This is a genomic window from Ferruginibacter sp., assembly GCF_028288465.1.
Lineage (GTDB): Bacteria > Bacteroidota > Bacteroidia > Chitinophagales > Chitinophagaceae > Ferruginibacter.
Window position 1 is genome coordinate 34,619 of sequence record NZ_JAQBNR010000021.1, and the last position, 26,148, is coordinate 60,766.

The 26,148-nt window shown below is 40.1% G+C and carries 19 protein-coding genes; 11 read left to right on the forward strand and 8 right to left on the reverse strand.

Translation table 11 applies throughout. The features are described 5' to 3' along the window. Positions 1–39: 39 nt before the first annotated feature. Positions 40–1,671, reverse strand: a complete 1,632-nt coding sequence (locus JWR61_RS09350; protein WP_301927565.1) for an ABC transporter substrate-binding protein — start codon at positions 1,669–1,671, stop codon at positions 40–42. Positions 1,672–1,701: 30 nt separating this feature from the next. Between JWR61_RS09350 and JWR61_RS09355 the strand changes: the two genes are divergently transcribed. Further along, a complete protein-coding gene (locus tag JWR61_RS09355) occupies positions 1,702–3,369 on the forward strand; it encodes a M1 family metallopeptidase (protein WP_301927566.1) in 1,668 nt (555 codons plus the stop codon). Positions 3,370–3,389: 20 nt separating this feature from the next. Then, positions 3,390–4,904: a lipopolysaccharide biosynthesis protein gene (locus tag JWR61_RS09360; protein WP_301927567.1), complete on the forward strand. Its 1,515-nt coding sequence runs from the start codon at positions 3,390–3,392 to the stop codon at positions 4,902–4,904. Between the two features lie 82 nt (positions 4,905–4,986). Here the strand turns inward: JWR61_RS09360 and JWR61_RS09365 are convergent, their stop codons facing one another. Further along, a complete protein-coding gene (locus tag JWR61_RS09365; protein ID WP_301927568.1) occupies positions 4,987–5,676 on the reverse strand; it encodes a C40 family peptidase in 690 nt (229 codons plus the stop codon). 415 nt (positions 5,677–6,091) lie between these two features. Here JWR61_RS09365 and dnaE point away from each other — a divergent pair, with 415 nt between their 5' ends. Beyond that, entirely contained in the window at positions 6,092–9,712 is a 3,621-nt protein-coding gene (gene dnaE / locus JWR61_RS09370; protein ID WP_301927569.1) for a DNA polymerase III subunit alpha, read from the forward strand. Positions 9,713–9,907: 195 nt separating this feature from the next. After that, positions 9,908–10,225 (forward strand): thioredoxin, encoded by a 318-nt coding sequence (gene trxA / locus JWR61_RS09375; RefSeq protein ID WP_290337544.1) that lies wholly within the window; start codon positions 9,908–9,910, stop codon positions 10,223–10,225. A 96-nt stretch (positions 10,226–10,321) separates the two neighbouring features. Here trxA and JWR61_RS09380 read toward each other — a convergent pair whose 3' ends face one another. Continuing rightward, a complete protein-coding gene (locus tag JWR61_RS09380) occupies positions 10,322–11,641 on the reverse strand; it encodes a nucleoside permease (protein ID WP_301927570.1) in 1,320 nt (439 codons plus the stop codon). 351 nt (positions 11,642–11,992) lie between these two features. Between JWR61_RS09380 and JWR61_RS09385 the strand changes: the two genes are divergently transcribed. From JWR61_RS09385 to JWR61_RS09395, 3 genes are all read left to right on the forward strand, one after another. Then, the gene (locus JWR61_RS09385; protein ID WP_301927571.1) at positions 11,993–16,018 is read left to right on the forward strand and encodes a choice-of-anchor J domain-containing protein; all 4,026 of its coding nucleotides are present in this window, start codon (positions 11,993–11,995) and stop codon (positions 16,016–16,018) included. Positions 16,019–16,132: 114 nt separating this feature from the next. After that, complete coding sequence (gene mqnE, locus JWR61_RS09390; protein ID WP_301927572.1) at positions 16,133–17,299, forward strand: aminofutalosine synthase MqnE; 1,167 nt, start codon at positions 16,133–16,135, stop codon at positions 17,297–17,299. 8 nt (positions 17,300–17,307) lie between these two features. Continuing rightward, positions 17,308–18,282 carry a YpdA family putative bacillithiol disulfide reductase gene (locus JWR61_RS09395; protein WP_301927573.1) on the forward strand — a complete coding sequence of 325 codons (975 nt, stop codon included), beginning with the start codon at positions 17,308–17,310 and terminating at the stop codon, positions 18,280–18,282. 882 nt (positions 18,283–19,164) lie between these two features. On the opposite strand, the gene JWR61_RS09400 is transcribed toward JWR61_RS09395, so the two are convergent. Further along, the gene (locus JWR61_RS09400) at positions 19,165–19,551 is read right to left on the reverse strand and encodes a hypothetical protein (protein WP_301927574.1); all 387 of its coding nucleotides are present in this window, start codon (positions 19,549–19,551) and stop codon (positions 19,165–19,167) included. Positions 19,552–20,260: 709 nt separating this feature from the next. Here JWR61_RS09400 and JWR61_RS09405 point away from each other — a divergent pair. Continuing rightward, positions 20,261–21,190: a protein-glutamine glutaminase family protein gene (locus tag JWR61_RS09405; protein WP_301927575.1), complete on the forward strand. Its 930-nt coding sequence runs from the start codon at positions 20,261–20,263 to the stop codon at positions 21,188–21,190. A gap of 85 nt (positions 21,191–21,275) precedes the next feature. Here the strand turns inward: JWR61_RS09405 and JWR61_RS09410 are convergent, their stop codons facing one another. Further along, positions 21,276–21,626 carry an RNA-binding protein gene (locus tag JWR61_RS09410; protein WP_290337551.1) on the reverse strand — a complete coding sequence of 117 codons (351 nt, stop codon included), beginning with the start codon at positions 21,624–21,626 and terminating at the stop codon, positions 21,276–21,278. A 215-nt stretch (positions 21,627–21,841) separates the two neighbouring features. Next, positions 21,842–22,099, reverse strand: coding sequence for an acyl-CoA-binding protein (locus tag JWR61_RS09415; protein WP_290337552.1), 258 nt, complete (start codon positions 22,097–22,099; stop codon positions 21,842–21,844). Positions 22,100–22,258: 159 nt separating this feature from the next. On the opposite strand from JWR61_RS09415, the gene msrA reads away from it, so the two are divergent. Then, complete coding sequence (gene msrA / locus JWR61_RS09420; protein WP_301927576.1) at positions 22,259–22,906, forward strand: peptide-methionine (S)-S-oxide reductase MsrA; 648 nt, start codon at positions 22,259–22,261, stop codon at positions 22,904–22,906. A gap of 6 nt (positions 22,907–22,912) precedes the next feature. Here msrA and JWR61_RS09425 read toward each other — a convergent pair whose 3' ends face one another. Then, complete coding sequence (locus JWR61_RS09425; RefSeq protein ID WP_301927577.1) at positions 22,913–23,389, reverse strand: hypothetical protein; 477 nt, start codon at positions 23,387–23,389, stop codon at positions 22,913–22,915. A 174-nt stretch (positions 23,390–23,563) separates the two neighbouring features. On the opposite strand from JWR61_RS09425, the gene JWR61_RS09430 reads away from it, so the two are divergent. Further along, positions 23,564–24,280 carry a spheroidene monooxygenase gene (locus JWR61_RS09430; protein WP_301927578.1) on the forward strand — a complete coding sequence of 239 codons (717 nt, stop codon included), beginning with the start codon at positions 23,564–23,566 and terminating at the stop codon, positions 24,278–24,280. An 85-nt stretch (positions 24,281–24,365) separates the two neighbouring features. Then, positions 24,366–25,313, forward strand: coding sequence for an arginase (locus tag JWR61_RS09435; protein ID WP_290337556.1), 948 nt, complete (start codon positions 24,366–24,368; stop codon positions 25,311–25,313). Positions 25,314–25,447: 134 nt separating this feature from the next. On the opposite strand, the gene hisIE is transcribed toward JWR61_RS09435, so the two are convergent. Continuing rightward, positions 25,448–26,050 carry a bifunctional phosphoribosyl-AMP cyclohydrolase/phosphoribosyl-ATP diphosphatase HisIE gene (gene hisIE / locus JWR61_RS09440; protein WP_301927579.1) on the reverse strand — a complete coding sequence of 201 codons (603 nt, stop codon included), beginning with the start codon at positions 26,048–26,050 and terminating at the stop codon, positions 25,448–25,450. Positions 26,051–26,148: the final 98 nt, after the last annotated feature.

Genomic DNA, 26,148 nt, shown 5'->3' on the forward strand with positions numbered 1-26,148 from the left:
TTTAGACATTTGTCCAACAAATTGAAAATTTTGTCTCACCTATTTTTTAATGTCCGTTCTTCGCAATTCCAGTAAATTTAAACCGGTTGGCTCAAAATTAATAATGTTGGTGTGCACTAAATGGATGGCCATATCGTACCATAAAGGCACCACCGGCGCATCATTCACAATAAACTGGTCCATTTGCTGGTACAGTTTATACCGGGCGGCATCATTTTTTTCCGCCATTGCTTTTTCATAAAGCGCATCATACAAAGGATTTTTATACCGGGTATAATTTGGCGGTGCCGGATTTTTTCCATAAAAAACACTTAGATAATTTTCTGCATCGGGATAATCTGCGATCCAACTCGCCCTAAAAAACAATGCCTGCGATTTGGATGTTTGCTCCAGTAGTAAACTTTTTTGAATGGCTTCTACCTGTACCCTGATACCTGTTTGCTGCAATTCATTTGCAATGTAAGCGGCCAGGTCGGCATACACAGGTATAGTCAGTAATTTTATAACGGGAAGGCCCTTGCCGTCGGGGAAGCCCGCTTCAGACAATAATTGTTTGGCCTTGTTTACATCATAATGATAGCCCTTCACTTTTACTGAATCAAAAGACGGTAAGCCTGCAGGCACAAACCCGCTTTCAGCAGCCGTACCGATTGAGTTACGCAGGTACAGCATCATCTTCCGCCGGTCGAAGCCGTAGTTGATGGCCTGCCGTATTTTTTGTAACCGAAGTGGCGAACTTTTCACCAGGTCATTGCTGCTGTCAACCAAAATTCCCAGGTATTCTGTGTTGAGGTAAGGATGTTTTTGCAACAATAATTTGCCCTGCCATTCTTTTTTCAGGTTACCGGTTTTGGTTAATACCTCATCTTTAAAAGAGGCTTCAATGTCATTTATAAAATCTAGCCGGTGTTGCTGAAACTCCAGGAATTCAGTGGCCTTGCTATCGTAAAACGACACCTTGATTCCATCAAGGTACGGCAAGGCAATTCCGTTACTATCCTTTTCAAAATAGTGACTATTTTTTTTCAGTACCATTGCCTGTCCTTCTTCCCAGGCCACCATGGCAAAAGGCCCGCTGCCAACAGGATGCCTGCGAAATTCATTACCATATTTTGCAACAGCTTCGGCGGCAACAACTGAACAATATTGCATACTGAGAATGCCGAGTATCGGCTGAAATGGCCTGGCCAGTTTTAATTGAAATGTAGAATCATTGATAGCGGTAAAAGGAGTCGCTGTATCAACCCGGCTGTTAAATATCCATGCACCTGGACTGGCCACGTTTTTATCAACGATGCGACTAAAACTATATACCACATCTCCGGCTGTTAACAGTCGCCCGTTACCATTGACAAAAGCGTCATCGTCATTGAAATACACATCGGTACGCAGATGAAAAGTAAAGGTTATGTTATCCTCAGAGATATCCCAACTCTTCGCCAGCGAAGGTTTCAGGTGCATGTCAGCATCTACTTCTACCAGCGTATTATACAGTTGATGGATTGCCCACATGATGGACTGGTTCTTTGCAAAAGCCGGATCCAGCGAAGCGATACCCGTTTGTTCGTTGTAATGAAATATTTTTTTATCAGGATGCAGATGAGATTTACAGGAGACGAAGAAAAGAATGGATAATGATATAATTGATAATGGATAATTTTTTAACGGCATTGATTTATAATATTCGCATAAATTTATGCAATGAAACTGAAAACCACCTGTTCTGTATTTATATGTTTAGTATTGCTCAGCTTTAACCAGTTGCTGGCACAACCGTTAAGCAAAAAAACTATCTTCACCCACGCTGATACCTTGCGTGGCAGCAATGGCCCGGGCAGGAACTGGTGGGATGTTACCAAGTATGATCTGCATGTAAAATTTAATATTGCCGACAGTACGATTAAAGGGTACAATAACATTTCGTTTATGGTCTTGAGGAAAGGAAGCATCATGCAGATTGATTTGCAGGAACCGTTAATTATGGACAGTATTATTCTAAGTGGTCCGGACTATAAAATCTCAAGTAAAATTGCTGATTTCAAAAAAGATGGCAACGCTTATTTTATTACCAATAAAAACAATTCATCAATACAACAATTAACCATTTACTACCACGGCAAACCAACAATAGCCCGACGTCCACCATGGGACGGTGGTTTGATTTGGTCAAAAGATAAAAGTAAAAGTCCATGGGTTAGTATTGCCTGCCAGGGCCTTGGTGCCAGCGTATGGTATCCCTGTAAAGATATTCAAAGCGATGAACCAGATAGCGCAGAAATGCACATCACCATTCCCGATACTTTGGTCTGCGTAGGCAACGGGCATCTTCGTGAACAGGTAAAAAATGACGATGGTACAGCGACCTATGATTGGGCCGTAGTAAACCCCATCAATAACTATTGTCTTATTCCCTATATTGGCAAGTATGTCCATTTTGGCGAAATTTATAAAGGCGAAAAAGGTGATCTTACAATGGATTATTGGGTGCTGGATTCCAACCTGGAAAAAGCAAAAAAACAATTTAAAGATGCGCCGCGTATGATGAAAGCTTTTGAATACTGGTTTGGACCCTACCCTTTTTATGAGGATGGTTACAAGCTGGTAGATGCACCACATTTAGGAATGGAACATCAAAGCGCCACGGCATACGGCAATGGCTATATCAACGGCTATCACGGCTCCGATTTAAGCGGCAGTGGCTGGGGATTGAAATGGGATTTTATCATTGTACATGAAAGCGGCCATGAATGGTTTGCCAATAACATTACCAGCAAAGACATTGCCGATATGTGGGTACATGAAAGCTTCACCAACTACAGCGAAACCCTGTTTACAGAATATTATTATGGCAAAGAAGCTGCTACCGCTTATGTTACCGGCACCAGGAAAAAAATTGTCAACGACATTCCTATAATTGGCCCTTACGGTGTAAATAAAGAAGGCAGCGGCGACATGTATTACAAAGGTGGCAACATGCTGCATACCATCCGCCAGGTGATTAACAACGACAGTTTATTCAGACAAATCTTACGCGGTTTAAACAACACTTTTTACCATCAAACGGTCACCGGTAAACAGGTTGAAAATTATATCAGCGCTCAATCTAACATAGATTTCAGTAAAGTATTCGATCAATATTTAAGAACTACACAGGTTCCGGTACTGGAATATAAACAGAACGGGTATACGCTGCAATACCGTTATACCAACAGCCTTCCAGGATTTAAAATGCCGCTCAAAATCAACTTCAAGGGGCAGCGATGGATAAAGCCAACTGCCAACTGGCAAACTCTAAGGCTTTATCCTGAGGGTGACAACCAGTTTTCTGTTGATCCAAATTTTTATATCAATACAAAAAAGGTAGATTAATTTAGCACACAAATAGTTGTATGAGTCAGATAAGGAGGCAAAGTATTATTTCGTCATTGATGGTTTACTTTGGCTTTTCACTTGGCTTTTTAAATACTTATTTGTTTACAAGAGATGGCGGTTTCACCAAAGAGCAGTATGGCCTCACCGGAATTTTTATTGCCATCGCCACACTGATGTATTCCTTCGCCAACCTGGGCATGCCCTCTTATATCGCCAAATTTTATCCGTATTATAATGCCAACCTGGATAAAAAAAGAAATGATATTCTTACCTGGGCCCTGTTAATTTCTTTAGCTGGTTTTTGCCTTGTTGCCATCAGCGGTGTATATTTTAAAGACACCATTATCCGGAAATTTGGTCAAAATTCTCCTGAACTCGTTGCATATTATTACTGGATTTTTCCGTTCGGTTTAGGTCTCACATTATATTCCATTTTAGAAAGCTATGCCTGGCAATTGAAAAAATCTGTGCTTACCAATTTTCTACGCGAAGTGCAGTTCCGCTTATTTACAACCATCCTGATTATACTCACTTTTGCAGGCCTGCTGGCAAAATTTGATATGTTCATCAAGGTATATTCCTTCACTTACCTGGGTATCGCACTGATCCTGTTGATCTACCTGATAGCAAAGGGATACATTCATTTAACCTTTACCGTAAGTATCATTTCTAAAAAATTTTTTAAAAAGATTCTCACGCTTGTTTCCTTCGTATTTGGCGGTTCGCTTGTATTTGCCATCGCCTCCGTATTTGACTCTATCCTGATTGCATCGGTGGTTAAAAATGGTCTTGCAGAAGTAGCCGTGTATACGCTGGCACAGAATATTGCCAGCTTAATCCAGGCACCACAACGAGGTATTATTTCTTCTTCAATCGGGGCTTTATCTGAGGCATGGAAGGATAAAGACATGGTGAGAATTAACCGCATATACAAACAATCTTCCATCAACCAGCTAATATTTGCAGTCGGCATGTTTTCTCTAATCTGGTTAAATTTCACTGACGCTGTTTTTACATTTCACATGCAGAAAGGATATATCGACGCCCAATGGGTTTTCTTTTTTATAGGCTTAATGCGCATAGTGGATATGGGAACTGGGGTTAACAGCCAGATTATCGCTACGTCGACCCGTTGGCGTTTTGAATTTTTTACCGGCATCATTTTGTTATTGGTAACACTACCGCTCAACTATATCTTAACAAAGTATTATTTCGGTATAATTGGCCCAGCCATTGCCAATCTTTTTTCTTTCACCCTGTACAATACCATCCGGTATTGTTTTTTACAAAAAAAGTTTAACCTGCAACCCTTTACAAAACAAACCTTGTATACTATCCTGCTAGGTTTGGGTTCTTTTTACATCTGCCATTTGTTATTTAATTCTATCCATGGTTTTGCAGGTCTGTTTGCCCGCAGCATTGCGTTCATTGCATTGTATGCGGCAGGGACTGTAAGTCTTAAGCTATCCTCCGATGTGCTGCCCATCTGGAATACATTAGTCAAAAAAGTGGGCATAAAAAAAGGAGCATAAATGCTCCCGAATAATTTATATGTATGCCCGAAAAAGAGGCCCTTAAAATTGTCATTATCAATTAAAAACTATCAATTATCCATTACTTGCTAAGCCTTCCACCACTGATAAATTTCTTGTTGTAATATCCATCAGTCAAGCTGCTGATGGTTACACCATAATTAACGCTGCTGTGGACAAAATAACCATTGCCCAGGTATAAGCCTGCATGGCTAACACCACCTCTTGTATTAAAAAAAACAAGATCCCCCTCTGCTAAATCGGCCATGCTTACCCGCTGCGTTTCCTTATATTGATCTGCTGCCGTTCTTGGCAAAGTAATACCATATATGTTGGATACCAGTTTGCCGGTAAAAGCACTGCAGTCAATACCATTTTTATCGCTGCCGCCGTAATGATAGCGGGTAGCCCACCATTCATCTATAAAGTTATACAACGCAGTATTGGAGATATTTTCCACTTCTGTGTTCATCATCGTGGCATATTTAAACTGCATCTTCGTGCAGTCTTCAATATTGCTGCCGGATGTACTATTCCTGTTTACAGATACTACTTCAACAGGAGCTTCCCTGCGTTCAACTAATTCATCCGCAGGCATATTATCCGAAACTTTTTCCGGTGTAATTTCAATGCTCTCAATAAAATGGGGTGAAGATTTAAGACTTGTCTTAGTAGCCACACTCTCCAGGTTAACACTGGTCTGGGCTGTAACTGAGGTAGATGTTCCTGAAACTATGCCAATGGCAACAGCAACAAAAAATAAGTTTTTCATACGTAAACTTTTGGTTTGGCGTATGCACGACTTAATCTTGTGTTATTTAATCCTCTGTTGTTTCTTTTAAATACGCTGCTTAGCTTTACTTTTCTATGAGTCCTGTCCTACAAACTGATTATTAATAATTTTTCACTGGATTGCAAATATAAAGCCAAAATACTGTAAATGCAAGCTTTATACCCAATCCTGCAAGCGAACTGTTAGTTCTGTGGAAAAACGAATTAGAACCACGTTTTATTGTGACCGATATTTGTGACCACGTTATCAAACTTTTTATTGTCCGGGCTGTTGATTTACAGGCAGCATTGTTGCGTCGCACACTTGTACGTCATACCATTGCTGAACCCTTTATAATTTCAACCGTCTGCTGATTTTTGAAGTTTATTTTGTACAATCATTCTTAAGTTCCAACATGCAGTTTTCTCACTTACACGTACATACCCAGTTTTCATTACTCGACGGAGCCGCCTCTATCAAGAATTTATATAAAAAAGCCATTGCCAATAACATGCCCGCCCTTGCCATCAGCGATCATGGCAACATGTTTGGCGCTTTTGAATTTGTAAAGGAAGCATACAACCATAAAAATGCCGACGGCAGTTTAAAAGTAAAACCCATTGTGGGCTGCGAGTTTTACATTACTACCGACCGCACCCGCAAAACCTTCAGCAAGGACGAAAAAGATCCACGCCATCACCAGATATTACTGGCAAAAAACGAACTCGGCTATAAAAACCTGGTAAAACTTACATCGCTGGGTTATATCGAAGGGATGTACTCCAAATATCCGAGAATAGACAAGCAACTCATTCATAAATACCATGAGGGATTGATTGCAACTACTTGTTGCCTCGGTGCACTGGTACCGCAAACTATTCTGAGAAAAGGAGAAGCAGAAGGTGAAAATGAATTTAAATGGTGGCTTAATATTTTCCAGGAAGATTATTATGTAGAGTTACAACGCCACGGTATACCGGACCAGGACAAAGTAAACCTGGTGTTATTAAAGTTTGCAAAAAAGTACAATGTAAAGGTAATCGCCAGTAACGATTCGCATTATGTAGATCAGCAGGATTTTAATGCACATGATATTTTGCTTTGTATCAATACCGGCGAAAAGCAGTCCACCCCCGCCCTGCGTGAGTTTAGTGATGATGATGTAATGACCAAGAACAAACGCTTTGCCTTTCCGAACGATCAGTTTTATTTAAAGACAGGCGAAGAAATGGCAAAGGTTTTTGAAGATATCCCTGAAGCCATTGACAACACCAATGAAATTGTAAGCAAGATCGATCTGCTGAATTTAAAACGGGATATTTTATTACCATTTTTTGAAGTACCCGCTAATTTTAAAAGCCAGGACGAATACCTGGAACATTTAACCTGGAGCGGCGCAAAGGAACGTTACAAAATCATCACTCCCCTCCAGGAAGAACGCCTGCAGTTTGAACTGGGCATCATCCGTAAAATGGGCTTCGCCGGTTACTTTTTAATTGTAAGTGATTTTATTAAAGCTGGTCGCGACCTCGGTGTGTTCATTGGCCCCGGCCGTGGCTCCGCCGCAGGTAGCGCTGTGGCCTATTGCATAGGAATTACCAATATTGATCCCATAAAATACAATTTACTGTTTGAAAGGTTTCTGAATCCCGAACGCAAATCCATGCCGGATATTGATACGGATTTTGACGATGAAGGAAGGCAGAAGGTGTTGAATTACGTAGTACAGAAATATGGAAAAAACCAGGTAGCGCAAATTATCACGTATGGTACCATGGCAGCCAAGTCTAGCATTGCCGATGTGGCAAGGGTAATGGATTTGCCCATAGCCGAAAGCAGGGCCATTTCCAAGCTGGTGCCGGAGCGTCCGGGTATTAATTTAAAACGGTTGCTGCATGCGCCGTTCACCGCCAAAGAAGCCAAAAACGGTGAAAAATCCCTGGAAGAGAAAGAGTCGTTGCAGGGCGATGACATTGAAAATGTAAAAAAATTGAGAGAGCTGTATGCTGGAAATGATCTACCCAGCAAGATATTACACGAAGCCGAGATTTTGGAAGGCTCAGTAAGAAACACCGGTATTCATGCTTCGGCCATCATCATTGCGCCGAAAGATTTAACAGATCTGTTACCTGTTGCCACTTCCAAAGAATCCGAGCTGTGGCTGACGCAGATTGAAGGTGGCTCTATCGAAGAAGCAGGCGTAATTAAAATGGATTTTCTTGGCTTAAAAACCCTGAGTATTTTAAAAACCGCCCTTGGCCTGATAAAACAAAACCATGGTATTCATATAGAGATTGATGATATTCCGCTGGATGATGAGCTGGCTTACAAGCTTTACCAGCAGGGCGATACCAACGGAACGTTCCAGTTTGAAAGTCCGGGTATGCAAAAACATTTACGGGAATTAAAACCTGATAAATTTGATGATCTCATCGCCATGAACGCTCTCTATCGTCCGGGCCCCATGGCATATATCCCCGATTATATTGATCGTAAACATGGTAAAAAACAGGTAGAGTATGATTTGCCTGATATGGAAGAACACCTTAAAGAAACTTATGGTATCACGGTGTACCAGGAACAGGTGATGTTGCTGTCGCAAAAGTTGGCAGGCTTTAGTAAAGGAGATGCGGATGTGCTGCGTAAAGCCATGGGTAAAAAGCAAAAGGCGGTACTGGATAAAATGAAAGTGCAGTTTGTAGATGGCGCTACAGCCAAAGGACATCCGAAAGATAAACTGGAAAAAATTTGGACCGACTGGGAAGCATTTGCACAATATGCATTTAACAAATCGCACTCTACGTGCTACGCATTTGTTGCCTATCAAACCGCCTATTTAAAAGCCCATTATCCCAGCGAATACATGGCTGCAGTGCTGAACCATGCAGGCAGCATTGAAAAAATAACCTTCTTTATGGAAGAGTGTAAGCGCATGGGTTTAACGGTGCTTGGGCCAGATATCAATGAGTCGCAGAATGGCTTTGCTGTCAATCAAAAAGGCGAAATACGCTTCGGTTTCAGCGGACTGAAAGGTGTTGGCGAAAATGCCATTGAACAAATTATTGAAGAACGCACCAAACATGGTTTTTATACATCGATTTATGACCTGGCAAAAAGGGTGAATCCAAGAGCCGCCAACAAAAAATCACTGGAAAGTTTAATTTACTCAGGTGCGTTTGATTGCTTTAAAGATATCACCAGGGCCCAATATTTTCACCAAGCGCCCGGCGATGTACAGGGACTGGAAAAGATCATCAAGTTTGGTAGCATTTATCAATCGCAAAATGCCAGCGCAAGCAATACCCTGTTTGGCGATTTGCAAATGCCGGATATTGTACCTCCCAAATTGTCTCCCTGTGAACCATGGCCACTGGCTACGCAACTGGACTTTGAAAAAGAAGTTACGGGTATGTATATGAGTGGCCACCCATTGGATAATTTCAAATTCGAGATGCGGCATTATAATATTACGCCCCTTGCCGATTACAATGAGTTTAAACTGGCTGTAAATACACACGCCAACCCTGGCAGGCAGTTTCGTGTTGCCGGCCTCGTGGTAGATTCCCAGCACAGGTTAACCAAAACGGGCAAAAACTTTGGTATCCTTACCATAGAAGATTACAGTGGCAAAACTGAATTTATGCTATGGAGTGAAGATTATGTGAAGTACACCGCTTACCTGGAAAAAGGGTTGATCATTTTGGTGGAAGGTGGATTTAAAACCAGGTACAACAGCGAGCAGTATGAATTTAAGATAAACAAAATCCACCTGCTGGAAACGGTTAAACCGGTATTGACCAAACAAGTGGTAGTCGAGATACAACCTCAGTTTGTAAACCAACATTTTATTGACTTTGTAGAAAATAATGTCAAGACAAACCCGGGTAAGGCGTCCATTAAATTTAACATTGCAGATGTTAGAAATAATTACAAAGTGGGCATGTATTCTTTAGATAAGGGCTTTACCATGAATGATGATATGGCGGTATTTTTATTGGAAAACAAAGATGTGGAAGTGACTGTGGTAACGGGTTAGCTGCTTCAATCCCCTAAAAGGGGATAAAAACTGTTGCATAGTTTGATGTTAATATTTATGAATAAAGTGTCTTTGTGGCAACAAAATAATATCAACACTGCCAATTGGATTGTGAATATGTCATAACAACACATTTAAATTTTTGGATGTAAATTTGACTTCTTAAACAACAATAATCAAAAAAATATATACATTATGGCACATGAATTCACAGACGCAAACTTTCAGACAGAAGTTTTAGATTCAGATAAATTATCCGTGATAGATTTTTGGGCAGAATGGTGCGGTCCATGCCGTGCAATAGGTCCGGTAATTGAAGAACTTTCAAAGGAATATGATGGTAAGGTAAACGTAGGAAAAGTAAATGTTGATCACAACCCACAGATTTCTATGAACTATGGCATTACCAGTATCCCTGCAATTCTTTTTGTAAAAGGCGGACAGGTTGTTGACAAATTAGTAGGCGCTCAACCAAAAGCAAATTTTGTAAAAAAGATAGATCAGCATAAATAATTGCTGTTAAAATACCATGAATCAGCTAATACTGGCTCAATAAAAAATCCCTGGTTATACCGGGGATTTTTTTATTGAAAGACGCCCTGGAATTATTTATTCAGTCGCCAGTAACGGCTCCTTGTGTATATTTTTAATAGTATCGGGATCGTGTTTGTGTTTAAAAACAAACAGGAATAAAGTGGCAATTACCAATGCATAACCTGCAAAAGCAATCCATATACCAAACCAGTTTTTTTCTCCGTCTTCATAAGTAAAATATTTTTGTATCACTAAACCACTTACCAAGCTTCCGATAACTGCGCCAAAGCCATTGGTCATCATCATAAAAAGTCCCTGGGCACTGGCTCTTATCGCGGGATCACTTTGCGTTTCAACAAACAGGGAACCTGAAATATTAAAAAAATCAAATGCCATTCCATACACAATGCACGACAGTATGATCATCCATAATCCATCACCCGGGTTACCATAGGCGAACAATCCAAAACGCAATACCCAGGCTACCATGCTAAAAAACATCACGTATTTGATACCGAACCTCCTCAAAAAAAATGGGATTGCTAAAATAAAAAGTGTTTCAGAAATTTGAGAAATGGACATAATGATTGCCGGATATTTTACGGCTGTGAGATGCTGGTATTTTTCAACCTTTCCAAAATCATGCAAAAAAGTGTCCCCATATGCATTGGTCAGTTGCAGGGCAGCTCCCAGCAACAAACAGAAAATAAAAAACACGGCCATTTTTCTGTCTTTGAATAATGAAAAAGAAGTCAGGCCCAATGCATCCATCAGGGACTTGTTCTGTTTAAGACTTAGCAGCGGCGGGCATTTAGGCAAAGTAAAAGCATATAATCCTAAAAATAATGAAGCCGCTGACGCCACATAAAACTGGCCTGCTGAAGTCTCAATTCCCAATAAACTTACCGTCCACAAAGCAACAATAAAACCTACAGTACCAAATACTCTTATCGGCGGATAATCAATTACCACGTTGGCGCCCCTGTTTTTTAAAGCGGTATAAGCCACCGTAATAGACAGAGATAATGTTGGCATATAAAAAATCATATTCAGCAATAAAACCCAAAACATTACTGTTGGATCCTTCACCATGGGCAAGGCAAAAAGTACAGCACCTCCTAAAATGTGACAAATGCCATAAAGTTTTTCTGCATTGATCCACCTGTCCGCAATGATACCCAGCAATGAAGGTGCAAAAAGCGACGCGATACCCATGGTAGAAAAAAGCGCACCAAAAGCCGAATTGGTCCATACACTTGCATGTGTTACCGGATCCGTAGCGGGATAAATTACTGGTAGCGTTTGGAACCAGTAAGCGCCAATAGTGAGCAGCCACGACCCCCAAATAAAAAACTGAAAAAAAATCATCACAATAAGTCGCAGCTTGATATTCATAAATTATTTGTTTAAAATATAACCGTACAATACCTGCCAGGTATACAAACAGTTTCGATAAAATAGCTATTTTATCAATCAATTTTTATAATGTGGAAGATATACAATTATTGCTAAATCAGCCGCTTTGCGGGTAATTTAAAAACTGCTTAAACAGGTGAAAAACTGCCCTTAAAAATAAGGCTCGTCCTCTTTTCACATTCCATTTTGCCTCCTTAATAATACTGTGGGTAATTAATAGAAATTGTACATCATAAAACCGGCATGCCGTCGTTTAATAGCATTAAATCAGCTGATTGCACAGCCTAAAACAAATATCTTTTATATTTGACCATCCAAAACTTTTCCATTTTGAAAAAAAACATGCTGCTGGTTGTAGCAATTTGTGTTTGCTTTATTGCAACAGCACAAAAAAAACAGGCGGATGAGGCAACAGCCCGGTGTTTTACTATGGAAAGGGTGCAGCGATATTTTGAAGAAAATCCCACTGCAAAGTCAGCACTGGAGCAGCATACATTCAAAACAAAGAAATCAACCCTACCCAGCGCTCCCACATTTCGGCCCACGGGTATTAATGGCGCTATCAATATTCCCGTGATTTTCCATGTGGTGTTGCCAGATCCTTACCTGGTTACAGATGGTGTTATCCAATCTCAAATAGCAGAATTAAACAGAGACTATGCAGGCATAAATGCCGACAGTTCCAATGCCGCCAATTTTTATCCCGTGCGTGGGCATTCCTCCATCATACGGTTTGTATTGGCCAGGCAAACTCCCAACGGGGGACTGAGCAATGGTATAGACAGAGTTAAAAGTAATACTGCGTCCAACGCGACCCTTTTGACCGATCCAATTAAAAGAAGCGCACTTGGAGGAGCAGATGCCTGGGATGCTGCCAGCTACCTGAACATCTGGATTGGCAGTGATGTTAGTGGAAAAAATATTTTGGGATACGCCCAGTTTCCCGAATCCGGCAGTGCCCAGGATGATGGTGTTTTTTGCAATGCCAGGAGCTTTGGCGTGAGTAGCTGCAATATTAATGTATACAACAAGGGACGAACGTTGTGTCATGAAATTGGACATTACCTCGGGCTTTTTCATATCTGGGGCGACGAAAACGGGTGCAGTGGCGATGATTTCAGATCGCTGGAAACAGCCGGTTCCGTAACGGTATTGCCCGCAGATTTATTTAATACAACAGAACAGGCCAATGCCACCAATGATATTGGCGATACGCCTAACCAAGGTACAAGTACATCGGGTTGTTTAACGGGCATCCAGGCTGATATATGTACCAGCGCCACAACCGGCAAAATGTATCAGAATTACATGGACTACACGTATGATAACTGTTACAGTATGTTTACCCAAAAACAGGTAGAACGGATGGAGTGGGTATTACTGAATGCCCGCGGGGGTTTAACAACGTCTTCAGGTGGCATTGCGCCAACCGGGATTAATAAACGCGATGCTATGCCAACAGAAACGGTGAACCCTGGCGTTGAAACTTCAGGCTGTAGTACCATTGTCAATCCATCCTTTTTAAATTGCCCTGGGTCTATTATCCCTAAAGTAAGAATTATCAATAACGGCAGTGATTCAATTACATCCTTAAAAGTCGGCCTGCTGGTAAATGGTGTTGCAAAACCATCCGTCACAGTTACAATACCTTCACCAGGACTTGCTTTTGGCGCCACTACCATTGTAACCTTTCCTTCTCTTGCCGTAACCACAGGAAATTATGTATTGAAATTTTACACTTTTAATGTTAACGGACTTGCAGCTGACCAGGTGCCTTCCAATGATACAGTTACCACCGCCTTGCAGGTATCAAATGGTATTACATTACCGGCTTCAGAAGACTTTGAGGTATTGCCTTTTCCGGCCGCAACCTGGTCGTTGTATAATCCGGATGGCGATGCCAGCTGGACCCGGTTCTCGCCCGGGAACAACAGTACCGGCGCCATGTTCATTGATAATTTCAGCAAAAATAATATTGGTTTAAAAGACGAATTGCGTACGCCGAAATTTTTAGTATCAACGGCGGATTCTGTGATTATTTCTTTTGACCTGGCGCATAAAAATTACCCTGGTACAAAAGATCAGTTAAGCGTACTGGTTTCCAATAATTGCGGAACCAGCTGGACAACGGTATATTCAAAATCCGGCGATAATTTGTCGACCGCGGGATCAACTACGTTGCGTTACAGCACACCGATTGCATCCGACTGGAAAGCACAAAAGATTACCATCGGCGGAGCACTTTTATCCACGGGTAATATTATCATTGCTTTTCAAAATAAAGGGGATTATGGCAATAATATTTTTATTGACAATATATTGATTTACAAACAAAAGAAACTGGATATTACAGCCTCCGCCATCCTCTCCCCTGCAGACCCTGAATGTTCTTTCACAGTAGCATCCCCGCAGGCAGAAGTAAGTAACAATGGTGTTCAGGCTGTAACGGGATTTAAAGTAGGCTACAGTTTAAATAATGCAGCACCTGTTTACCAAAGCTTTACTCAAACAATTTTGCCTGGCACTTCTGCAACAGTTACTCTAAATCCATTGACGGCAGCAATTGGATTGAATAACATTAAAGTATTTACTGCAAACCCAATAAGTGCAAGTGCCGCAGGAGATGAAAATACCCTGAACGATACCATCAGTAAAAAATTTACCATCAATGCAATTGTAGCTTCTCCACTGGCTGAAGATTTTGAAAAAAAAGCGTTTGCGCCGTTGAACTGGCAAGTGATTAATCCGGACAGCGCCGCGACCTGGTCAAGAAAATCGCCCGGTTATAAAAGCGGTTTTTCTGCATTTATGGATAATTTTTCTAATAACCTTACGGGTGCAACAGATATTCTGCAAAGCCCGACGATCAATGTAACTGGTGCAGATTCCGTCATTATTTCTTTTGACCTGGCTCATAAAAATTACGACGGCGCAAACGACCAACTAAAAGTGAAAGTATCAAGAGATTGCGGCAGCAGCTTCGTCACTGTATTTGATAAAAGTGGCTCTGGTTTGGCTACCGCAGGCTCATCTGCCAGCGCTTATATCAACCCTGTTGAAGATGACTGGAAAACACAGCGGATAGTGCTGGACAACTCATTTGCAACTTCAAATATTATTGTTGCTTTTGAAAACACCTCAGATTACGGCAATAATATTTTTATTGATAATATACGTATATCCGCATTGTATAAAAGAAACCTGGCAATTACAAAAATCAATGCGCCTCTTGCGGCCGCCTGCGTTACAGGTCCTATTACCCCTGATATTACTGTTACCAATACAGGCATCGACACCATCACAAGTTTTACATTGATGTATGCAGTTGACAATGAAGCACCGGTTGCAAAGTCTGTTACGGGAATCTCCCTGCCGGCAGGGCAACAAATGAATGTACAGCCGGATGCATTTACCACGACTATTGGCGAACATCTGTTTACTGCCTATTGCGTGAACCCTGTTACTTCAACCGGCACCGGAGATTATGACCACTTAGACGATACATTAAAACGAACCTTTGTAATCATCGGCACACAACCAACGCTGCCAGTTACCGAGAGTTTTGAAAGTGCGATTTTTCCACCGGTCAACTGGGGTATAGTCAACAGTAATGACACTACCAGGTGGATACAAACTATCACTGCGGCTAACTCGGGCAATTCTGCCATTGTAATCAACAATTTTAAAGATTCCGCAAACAAAACTGAGAGCAGGCTGATATCTCCGGTTATATTCAACGGTAACAATAATGATTCTGTATTTTTATCTTTTGCCCTTGCTTATGAACAGGGCGCTAATTATCCCGGCTCTACGCTCCTGCCGCTCGATACCCTGGAAGTAAAATTATCGACCGATTGCGGAACTACTTCAAAAACTGTTTGGAAAAAATGGGGCGGTGATTTACAAACTACAGGTAATCCCAATTACCCATCTTTCCATGCTTTTGTACCAACAAAAACAAATTGGAAAAATATTACTTGTTACCTGACACCGTTTGCAGGCAGCAATAATTTTCAACTCTATTTTATCGCGAGGGGCAACAAACAAAATAATATGTGGTTAGATGATGTAAATATTTATGCAAAACAATTGCCGCAAAAATTAAAATCGCAGGGCTATCTTATTTACCCCAATCCTTTCGACAACAGCTTTTTAATTCACCACTTTGGAGCTCCGGTCAATTTAAAATCAATACAGGTACTGAGTTCCTCCGGGCAGCTGGTGTATGATAAATGGTACAATGGCAACGCCAACACAGAAATAACGGTTAACCTGCCTGGCAGTGCGGCAGGCGTATATATCCTTAAACTGGTGTATAGCAATAAAACAGTTGTGCAAAAAATTGTTAAGCGATGACGGGTCAATAACCGCTCCTTGAAATAACAGCCTATATTATGACGGGTGCCAACAAAAGGCATCCTCTTTTGTTTTAAAGCCATGCCTCCAGTAACTTTGCACAAAACAGCACACATGAGCACTTCTATTGACACCTTAATTACCTCAACCAGCGATACTGCCCTGAAAACAATAGCCGAAAAAGTAAAACAACAAATCAGGATAACAGACGAAGAAGGCATCATTTTATTTGAAAGAGCCAGCCTGCCTTTTGCCGGCGCATTGGCCAATTTCATCCGGGAAAGATTGCATGGTGACACAACCTACTTCAACCGGAATTTTCATATTGAGCCTACGAATGTTTGCGTGTTTAGCTGTAAGTTTTGCTCCTATTCCCGTTTATATGCTAAAAAAGAAGAAGGATGGGAACTGAGTATTGACCAGATGCTGGACATTGTAAAAACCTACGATGGCAAACCAATAACGGAAGTACATATAGTCGGCGGCGTGCATCCGAAAATGAATATGGATTATTTTATTGAACTGATGCAGAAAATCAAAGCGCATAGACCTGATCTGCACGTTAAAGCATTCACTGCAGTAGAACTGGATTATATGTTCCGCAAGGCAAAACTTTCTGTTGAGGAAGGAATGAAACGGTTGCATGATGCAGGCCTGGATAGTTTGCCCGGTGGCGGCGCAGAAATTTTTGCACCGGAAATAAGGGAACAAATTTGTGCTGATAAAGTGGATGGTGAAGGTTGGCTGAAGATACACGAAACGGCGCACCAGTTAGGTATGCATACCAACGCCACTATGTTGTATGGCCACATTGAAAAATATGAACATCGTATTGATCATATGCGCAGACTGCGGGAACTGCAGGATAAAACCGGCGGCTTTAATACCTTCATTCCTTTAAAATTCCGTAACCAGGATAACGACATGAGTTATGTTACAGAATCAACCATTACAGAAGATATGCGGCTGTATGCCATTGCCAGAATTTACCTGGACAACTTCCCCCACCTGAAAGCATACTGGCCAATGCTGGGCAGAGAAAATGCACAGCTCAGTTTGTCGTTCGGTGTAAATGATATTGACGGAACCATTGATGACTCTACCAAAATATATTCCATGGCAGGTAGCGAAGAACAAACCCCTGCGATGAGCACGGCCCAGCTGGTGACACTGATAAAACAGGTAAAAAGAAAACCTGTTGAAAGAGATACTTTATACAATGTAGTAAAAGATTATTCGCTGGAAACAGCAGCTTCAATACCAGATGCCCAACTCAATTGATGATACCTATGAACCCTGTAATGGATGTTATAATTATTGGCGGAGGACCTATAGGCCTGGCATGTGCGCTGGAAGCAAAGCGCAACAAACTGCATTACCTGGTTATTGAAAAAGGCCCACTGGTTAATTCCCTTTATAATTACCCGGATAATATGACTTTTTTTTCTACCTCTGAAAAACTGGAAATTGGTGGTGTACCTTTTGTGAGTAACAACATAAAACCTACCCGCAATGAATCACTGGAATACTACCGTCGTGTCACCGTTGCAAACGAATTAAAACTCCATCTTTTTGAAGAAGTAAAAACGCTTGTTAAAGAAAATGGCCAATTTACTATTCAAACCACCAAGACAAATTATACTGCCCGCAACGTTATAATGGCCACCGGATTTTATGATCTGCCTTTTTTACTGAATGTGCCTGGTGAAGATTTACCCAAAGTAACTCACTATTATAAAGACCCGCACTTTTATGCTTTTCAGAAAGTACTTGTTGTTGGAGCCAGCAATTCTGCCGTAGATGCGGCCTTGGAGACTTTCCGGAAAGGTGCAGACGTTACGATAGTGGTAAGAGAAAAAGAAATTGGTGAAAGGGTAAAATACTGGGTAAGGCCCGATATTGTCAACCGTATCAGCGAGGGATCAATTAAAGCCTTCTTCAATTCAACAGTGGCTTCTATACACGAAAAAACAGTGGACATTAGTACACCGGAAGGATTGATAACCATTGACAATGACTGGGTGATTGCCATGACCGGCTACCAGCCGAACCTTGCTTTTCTTGAGCGAATAGGTGTTGAATTATCCGATGATACAATAAGAAAACCCAACTATAATGCCGATACGCATGAAAGCAATATTAAAGGAATTTACCTGGCAGGTGTAATATGCGGTGGTATGAATACGCATAGCTTGTTTATCGAAAATTCAAGGGAACACGCTGTTAAAATTATTGATAATATAGTAAGCAATCAAGGCTGCTAACACAGATGTGCCAAGGCAATAACGCAGTATAGTTTGTAAATGCAAAAGGTTGAACACAGAAAGACATATTTTGTCATCCTGTGTTCAACCTTACTTTTTTTGTTTAATATTTTTTATTCTTGTCGTCTGCAAACAGTTTTAATTAGTTTGCAAATAGGATGTATAAAACCAAATACACAGAAGAAATAGCGGTAAGAGTTAATCCAAATTTTCTTATGTTAGCTTCCTGATGTGTAGTAGCATTGTAAATATGTTCCATTTTAATGAGTTTTAATGCTATGTTATTGAAATGCTTAGTTAAGGTCATCAATTGATTTCCGGACCTTAATTTATAGTCACCCCAGTATTAGTTTGCCAACATGATATATAAAGCAAAGTACACTGATGCTGCTGTGGTAAGTGCTAATCCAAATCTTCTGATTGCAACTTCCTGTTTTGTGATAGCATTGTAAATCTGTTCCATTTTCCTGAGTTTTAAAAGATGAGTTGAGTTTTTGTTGTTGTGGTATTAAATCCTGTTGTGTTAAAAGCTTTTTGGAGTCTTAAAATTTTATCGTTGCTGAGCAGATATTTTTAATTGGCCAGCATAAGGTATAAAGCAAAATATACTGAAGATGCGGCTGTAAGCGCTAATCCAAATCTTCTGATTGCAGCTTCTTGTTTTGTGACGGCGTTGTAAATTTGTTCCATTTTCTTAGGTTTTAGTTGTTTAAAGTTGTGTGTGTTGTTAGTATTAAAATCGATACAATTGTTATTATAACTTGTTCTGCTTTTAAATTTTTTAAGGGCAATAGTTTGCCACGCTGCAGTTGCAGATAGAAAAATAGCTACAAAAAAATTAGATTTTTAACTCCTTAAGTATTGATTTATCCCGGTAATCAATTAAAAAATCACCACATTCTGACCAAGTGCATTGATAGCAGAACTGTTGTCCATTGTTACAATGCGGTAGTTAACTACGCCTGAAGTTGTTTTAATGTTATCTGAAAAGTGGTAAGCGTCATTGCTTTCACCCATTAAAATTGCTACTGTTTTAAATTCGCCGCCATTGATGCTTTTTTCAATCAGGTAAGAAGTACCTGTAGTTTCATAACCTGCATTCCAGCCTAGACTAATTTTACCCGCATTTTTTAAGGTAACCTTCAAGGCGTTACTGCTTTTAAAAGAGATAACCGCTTTAGAAGCTGATACCAATTTCACAGGTTTTAGTGTAGCAAAAGACGAATGGCTAATTACGATGGCAATGAGGAGAGTAATAATCTGTTTCATGTTTTCTTGAGTTAGGGTTAAAATCGTTTTAATCAGGGGTAATGATTGCTACGATTGCGATACAAACATACTGCGGGTATTTATACTACCAAAACTTTTCGTCGAAAAGGTTAGTAGAAGTACGAAAATTGATATAGTAGTTTCGCTACAGCATAAATTAAACGATTATAATAGTTCTAAAGAACTACTATTTTACCTATTAATTATCAACGGGTTACAGTTACATTTTCTATTGAGATATGTACGTGGATTCTGCAATCCGGAATTTGCCAAAAAAAATATTTTTTTTTAAAACAGTAAAAAAGCTGCGAAAAGCTGCGGTATTTTACCCGGTAAATTTACTACCTGGTCGAATTTTCTTTTGCTTTTTTGTAAAAAATTGCCCTTTCAGGAACACTTTGATGGTAAAACTACCTGGCTATAAGTACAACAAAAAAGACATGTTAGGCGTGATTGGTGAATATTATCTAAGGAGCTGGTGAAATTAACTACAGCAAATACTGCAATTATTTCCTTTTACTAAATAATGCTCACAGAATTATGTGAAGGCTTCGTGATTACAGTTTCCGATTCGATATAAAATGAATCGAATTTCTATAATGTACCAAGGGCGCTAACCCACACCAGGGATTGGGGCCTTGCAAAAACCGATCATGTGCAACTGCATTACAAGCGGACAGCAAATTCGTTGTCCGTTTTTTCGATTCATATGCAACCTCCAGTTGATTTGTATTATGTTATTCTAAACGGGCCACAGTTTGTCGCTAAAAAGCCGTATTATGCAGCCATGGGGCCTGTTTACTTTCCGAATGCAGATTTAGCGTATTTAACCGTATACAGTATTGCAGCTATTCAGCAAGCATTCGACAGCATTACCAAAGATTTTGAAATAGAATTTAATTATCCGCAGGGTGGTTGCCAGCAACGGGCACAAATTATGTCCATGCTTTTGTCTAAGAAATTCAACACAGATCATTGTAAAGTCTGGCTGTTTCCGCCAGTTGCTTTGTACATAGGAGACTATAGAACGTTGTATATAGAAGACATCAATCACCTTACTCCTGACAACAGGATTGAATGGAACTACCATGTTGCGCCTGCGGTGCAAGTACAAATAGATGACCGTATTGAGACCATGGTACTGGATCCTTCTATCAACAACCACCGGCCGATGTTGTTGCACGAGTGGTTCGCCGCCATTGGAAACAGCGATCAAAGCAAATACAGTTTTTTACTGCCAGATAAATATTTTTTTTATTGCTGTTACAACAGCAGTAATACGCTTTCTACAATTTTCGACGGAACTTTTTCCAACTTTGAGAATAATATCAAAGACGATTTGACCATGGAAAAGGGATTGGCCATTAACGATATCGCCATCAAAATTTTCCATAAGCATATTGAACCATTGAAATCATCGAATGAAGAAAGTGATAAAATAAGACTACAGGATCTGAAAGATATCTTCGGCAACACTTCCGCATTGGATCTGCTCTTTTCGCAAAATATCAGCGGAACAACGAATAATACTACTCACCGGTATGTGATCAGTAACTACAGCGATATTATCAATGAAGCAAGGATATTATTTAACGAAAGACTGACTTACTGGACAAAAATTACCAATACGTTACTTTAATTGAACGCCACCCGGCTAAACTGGCAGAATACAAAAAGAGCGCTCATTACTGAACGCTCTTTTTAATGATATGCTGATTATAATATTACCATCTGCTACCACCACCACCGCTGTTACGGCTGTTTGAATATCCACCACCGCCACCGCGGTTGTTTGAATATCCACCACGGCTTCCACCGCCACCTGTTCTTTCTTCTCTTTCCTTTGCTACAGAAACAGACATTGCACGACCTTCAACTTCTTTGTTGTTAAGGCCTAACATTGCATCTTTTCCTTCATCGTCGTTAGACATTTCTACGAAACCGAAACCACGTGAGCGGCCGCTTTCTCTGTCCATAATTACTTTGGCAGAAGTTACATTACCAAATTGTGCAAAAAGTTCGTTCAATTCAACATCTGTTGTGTTGAAGCTTAAGTTTGAAACGTAAATGTTCATTTTCTTAAAAATTAAAAATAAATAAATTAAAATACCTGTGACGGTAACTGATACTAAAGACAAAATTTTTAAGAAGAATAACTAATACGTTGGAGAAGTAAAAAATTGAATCTAACTAAAACATTGTGCTCATAGAGCTATTATCACACTGCAAATATATGAGTATTGATTGATTAATACGATTTTATTTTTTTTATGCAGCACCGTGGACAATGTTATGCCTTTAATTTTTCAACAAGAGCGGTGTATTCTTGCATAGCACTGTCCTTTGTTTTGCCCTTCATTTCATTCCAGGCTTCATATTTAGCCCTTGCAACAAAATCAAATACGTTGGCAGGCGGCTCTACGTTAATGTCGCCTTCAGTCGCTTGTTTATATAAAGCGTATAACTGAAGCAATATATCATTGGATGGCGCTTTGGGCAACGCTTTGCTATCTACTACGGCCTGGTCAAATTCTTCTCTCTTGGTCATAAAATAATTTTTATCTTCTTACATTACAAAACAGTCATTAAATGGTTTATATAGTTGTAAAATTATGTAACTGATGTATTGAAAATTCTTTTTGCTAATTTTAACAAGTCAACAAAACCGGGCGCATTTTTGTAACGTTATTGTATATAAACAATTTACATGAAATTATTTCTTACACTAATCATTGCAGGTACCGCTATTTGCTCCTGCGCACAAACCAACCAAAAATCATTAAAAATACCTTTGGCAGAAAAGAAATCTGCCAGCGCAAACGAGGCCGTGGCTACATTCGCCGAAGGTTGTTTCTGGCACGCGGAAATAGTGTTTCAAAGCCTTGCCGGGGTGAGAGATGCGGTAAGTGGTTATGCCGGCGGCACTACTACTGACCCTGATTACGAAAAGGTAGCTTCCGGCCAAACTGGTCATGCTGAATCTGTGCAGGTGCATTATGATCCAGCTGTAATAAGCTACGAAACATTGGTGAAAGCATTTTTTGCCAGCCAGGATCCAACGACAATGAACAGGCAGGGCAATGATGCCGGAACTGAATACAGGTCCATTGCCTTTTATAACAATGAAAAAGAAAAGGCAATAATTGACGCCACCATAAAAAATTTGACTGCTGCTAAAGTGTACAGTAATAAGATTGTAACACAGGTTGTACCACTAACAAAGTTTTATCCTGCAGAAGATTATCACCAGGAATATATCAGCCATAATACAGACAATCCTTATGTGGCCAATGTTTCTGTACCAGAATTTTTACATTTCAAGGCAACTTTTAAGGAAGGAAGATTTAAGCCCTAGCCCATATTATATGTATAATTTTTCAAGCTCTTTTAAATAATCATATTGAAGATCTTCATGTAAAGTGGCTATTATTTTGGCCACTTTTTTTATTTGTGACCGGTATAGGTTTATCAGTACCTGGCTATTTTGTATTGGAATTGACGAATGCCTCAGCGTGTGGCAAAAGTGCAGCAACAATTCTACTTCGGCCTGTTTTGATGCTGTATAACGGATGTGCTTAGCTGTATTCCGTAAAATTTTACGCAGGCTTTTCTTGGCAAAATATAAATTGCTTGTATTGATGGCTTTAAAGTCTGTTTCAATTTCGCTTTTTACATTGCTGATGTAGGCCTGTTCATCATTGGCCTCAAACAACAGGTAGTTCAGCAATTCTTTATTGTCTTTTTTATACTTGGCCAGCCTTACGCACAATTCAAGCAACTTCGCCGGCGGAATATTGGTCAACTCTTGTTTAATATAATTGATGCTCGCAGCTTTCATCCGGCTAAATTAATTAACTTCTGTTGTGCGCAGCAATTCCAAAATAATAACGGTAAAGTAATGACCCAATAACGTCCCAGGTGTTTTGATAATACAATGGTTAAGCGAGGTATGTTGGTTACAATCTCTTTGTATGTTTTCAACTTTGTTTACATATTCTTGTTATGTTGCAGCATGCTCGTTACTTTAACTATTATACGATATCCGAAGCGGTACACCTGGTTTGCGTTGGTAGCTATGGCCATACACCGGTTTCCGCTGTGGTTAAATGAAAATATTTCTTTTTATAAATTACTGGGCTGCGGCAAAAGCGGCAGCTTTGACAAACACCCCGACTGGCAGCAATGGGGCATATTAACGGTGCAGAATAAAGAAGCAAATAGTATTCATCAGCAACCAGTAATTGCTCTTTTGTATGGGGCGTTCATCAATAAATGGTTCCGCTTTTTTAAATGTGAAACCTGGACCATCTTGCTCCAACCGCTGGAAGGACATGGCAAATGGGACAATAAAGAACCTTTCGGTCAGCCTGTAAAACAACCGGAATACAATGGACTTATTGCAGTGCTCACGCGGGCAACAATACGTTTATCCAAATTAAAAGCCTTCTGGCAAAATGTAGCGGCTGCCGCTAATGATATGGCATCCGCACCTGGCTTTATTACATCGGTCGGTATTGGCGAACTGCCCTATGTAAAGCAGGCTACCTTTAGTATCTGGAATAACACGGCCGATATGAAAGCCTTCGCCTACAACACGCATAACCACAAAAAAATCATACAGAAAACACGAAAAGAAAAATGGTACAGCGAAGACATGTTTGTTCGCTTTAAGCCAGTTAAAACATTTGGTACGCTCAACGGAAGCGATCCTTTGGAAGGAAAGTTATAAATTTGTTATGCACCCGTTGCAGCGCCATTAATCATTTTCAGCATCATCATTACCTGATCTGTTTAATTGTCTAAATAAAAATTGTATGAAGAATATTAAACTGATTGAAGTTCCAAGCGAAATAGGCGCCGGTACACGTGGCGCAAGCCTGGGTGTGGCTGCTATTAAAATTGCCGCCCTGGATTTTATGAGCAATTTCTTTGTGCACTTTCCTTCGGAGAAAATAGAGGAAGAAAATAACCTTCTGTTTGAACCGATACAATCTCCCTACGCTAAAAGAATTCATGGCGTACTGAACATCTATGAAAAGCTAAGCCAGGCAGTAAGCGAATCTATCAAAGGTCATTTTTTCCCTGTTGTATTAAGTGGCGATCACAGTAGTGCCGGTGGTACTATTACCGGTATTAAAATTGCCAAACCAAAAAGTAAACTGGGTGTTATCTGGATAGATGCTCATGCTGACCTTCATACGCCCTATACCACGCCAACCGGCAATATGCATGGTATGCCGCTGGCCGTTGCTATTGGGGAAGACAACGAAGAATGTAAAACACATCCGCTGGATGATAAGACCAAAAAATTCTGGGAACAATTAAAAAACCTTGGCGGTATTTTTCCAAAAGTATTACCGGAAGATGTAGTATTCATTTCGCTTCGTGACTTTGAGAAAGAAGAAAAGGCATTGATAGAAAAGCATGCTATCAAAGTAATTACCACCAGTGAAGTAAGACGAAACGGAGCTGAAAGCGTGAGCAGGAAAGTGCTGCGTTATCTTTCGGATTGTACCGACATTTACGTAAGTTTTGATGTAGACAGCCTAGACTCTTCGATCTCAAGAGGAACAGGAACACCTGTGAGCAATGGTTTAAGGGAAAGAGAAGCGGAAGACCTGATCAGCAAATTTATGCAGAACAGAAAGATCTGTTGCTTTGAAATAACTGAAGTAAACCCTACCCTTGATAAAGAAAACCTGATGGCTGAAATCGCCTTTAATATTTTACAGCGCAGCGTCAATGTGCTGATGATGAATTAGACTCCTTATGTCTGAAGTCTGATTTTTTTTGATATCTGATTTCTTTCGAATCGAAAACTATTCCAAAATTCGTTTACTGATTTCTTGGTTAAAAGTTTATACACTACAAATAACTCTCCTTCAGGGAATGGGGGTTAAGACTTGGCCGCATGTCTCCCTTTCAACACATCAACAACATCCTCTAAACAAAATCCTTTTGCCTGTAATAAAATAAGGTAATGAAATAACAGGTCTGCGGCTTCTTCCTTAAACAAATGCGCATTGTCATCTTTAGCCTCAATCACCAACTCCACCGCTTCTTCACCCACTTTTTGGGCCACCTTATTAATTCCTTTTTTAAACAGAGAAGCTGTATAGGATTGATCTGTAGGATTATTTTTTCTGTCTTTAATAACCTCTTCCAGTTCTGACAAAAAATGAATGCCTTTATTTTTTTCATTGAAACAGGTATCTGCACCGGTATGACATACAGGCCCGACAGGATTGGCTTTTATAAGCAGGGTATCATTGTCGCAATCAATGCTGATCGATTTTACCAACAAAAAATTGCCACTCTCCTCTCCCTTTGTCCATAGCCTGCTTTTAGTTCTGCTGTAAAAAGTTACCTTCTGTAACTCATTAGTTTTTGCAAGAGCTTCCGCATTCATAAAGCCCAGCATCAGTACTTTAGCCGTTGCTGCATCCTGGATAATTGCGGGTACAAGGCCATCTGCGTATTTGGAGAAATCGATCGTCATCTGTAAATATTATTTTATAAAGAGTTATGCTGTTGTAAATGTTGAATTATTTCTGCTGTCTTTTCTTCCAATCGTTGCCTTTTGTAATCGTTACGTTG

Excerpts from the sequence above, each read along its gene's own strand:
- JWR61_RS09350 (WP_301927565.1), bottom strand. The coding sequence starts at position 1,671 with ATGCCGTTAAAAAATTATCCATTATCAATTATATCATTATCCATTCTT.
- JWR61_RS09355 (WP_301927566.1), top strand. The coding sequence starts at position 1,702 with ATGAAACTGAAAACCACCTGTTCTGTATTTATATGTTTAGTATTGCTC.
- JWR61_RS09360 (WP_301927567.1), top strand. The coding sequence starts at position 3,390 with ATGAGTCAGATAAGGAGGCAAAGTATTATTTCGTCATTGATGGTTTAC.
- JWR61_RS09365 (WP_301927568.1), bottom strand. The coding sequence starts at position 5,676 with ATGAAAAACTTATTTTTTGTTGCTGTTGCCATTGGCATAGTTTCAGGA.
- dnaE (WP_301927569.1), top strand. The coding sequence starts at position 6,092 with ATGCAGTTTTCTCACTTACACGTACATACCCAGTTTTCATTACTCGAC.
- trxA (WP_290337544.1), top strand. The coding sequence starts at position 9,908 with ATGGCACATGAATTCACAGACGCAAACTTTCAGACAGAAGTTTTAGAT.
- JWR61_RS09380 (WP_301927570.1), bottom strand. The coding sequence starts at position 11,641 with ATGAATATCAAGCTGCGACTTATTGTGATGATTTTTTTTCAGTTTTTT.
- mqnE (WP_301927572.1), top strand. The coding sequence starts at position 16,133 with ATGAGCACTTCTATTGACACCTTAATTACCTCAACCAGCGATACTGCC.
- JWR61_RS09395 (WP_301927573.1), top strand. The coding sequence starts at position 17,308 with ATGAACCCTGTAATGGATGTTATAATTATTGGCGGAGGACCTATAGGC.
- JWR61_RS09400 (WP_301927574.1), bottom strand. The coding sequence starts at position 19,551 with ATGAAACAGATTATTACTCTCCTCATTGCCATCGTAATTAGCCATTCG.
- JWR61_RS09405 (WP_301927575.1), top strand. The coding sequence starts at position 20,261 with ATGCAACCTCCAGTTGATTTGTATTATGTTATTCTAAACGGGCCACAG.
- JWR61_RS09410 (WP_290337551.1), bottom strand. The coding sequence starts at position 21,626 with ATGAACATTTACGTTTCAAACTTAAGCTTCAACACAACAGATGTTGAA.
- JWR61_RS09415 (WP_290337552.1), bottom strand. The coding sequence starts at position 22,099 with ATGACCAAGAGAGAAGAATTTGACCAGGCCGTAGTAGATAGCAAAGCG.
- msrA (WP_301927576.1), top strand. The coding sequence starts at position 22,259 with ATGAAATTATTTCTTACACTAATCATTGCAGGTACCGCTATTTGCTCC.
- JWR61_RS09425 (WP_301927577.1), bottom strand. The coding sequence starts at position 23,389 with ATGAAAGCTGCGAGCATCAATTATATTAAACAAGAGTTGACCAATATT.
- JWR61_RS09430 (WP_301927578.1), top strand. The coding sequence starts at position 23,564 with ATGCTCGTTACTTTAACTATTATACGATATCCGAAGCGGTACACCTGG.
- JWR61_RS09435 (WP_290337556.1), top strand. The coding sequence starts at position 24,366 with ATGAAGAATATTAAACTGATTGAAGTTCCAAGCGAAATAGGCGCCGGT.
- hisIE (WP_301927579.1), bottom strand. The coding sequence starts at position 26,050 with ATGACGATCGATTTCTCCAAATACGCAGATGGCCTTGTACCCGCAATT.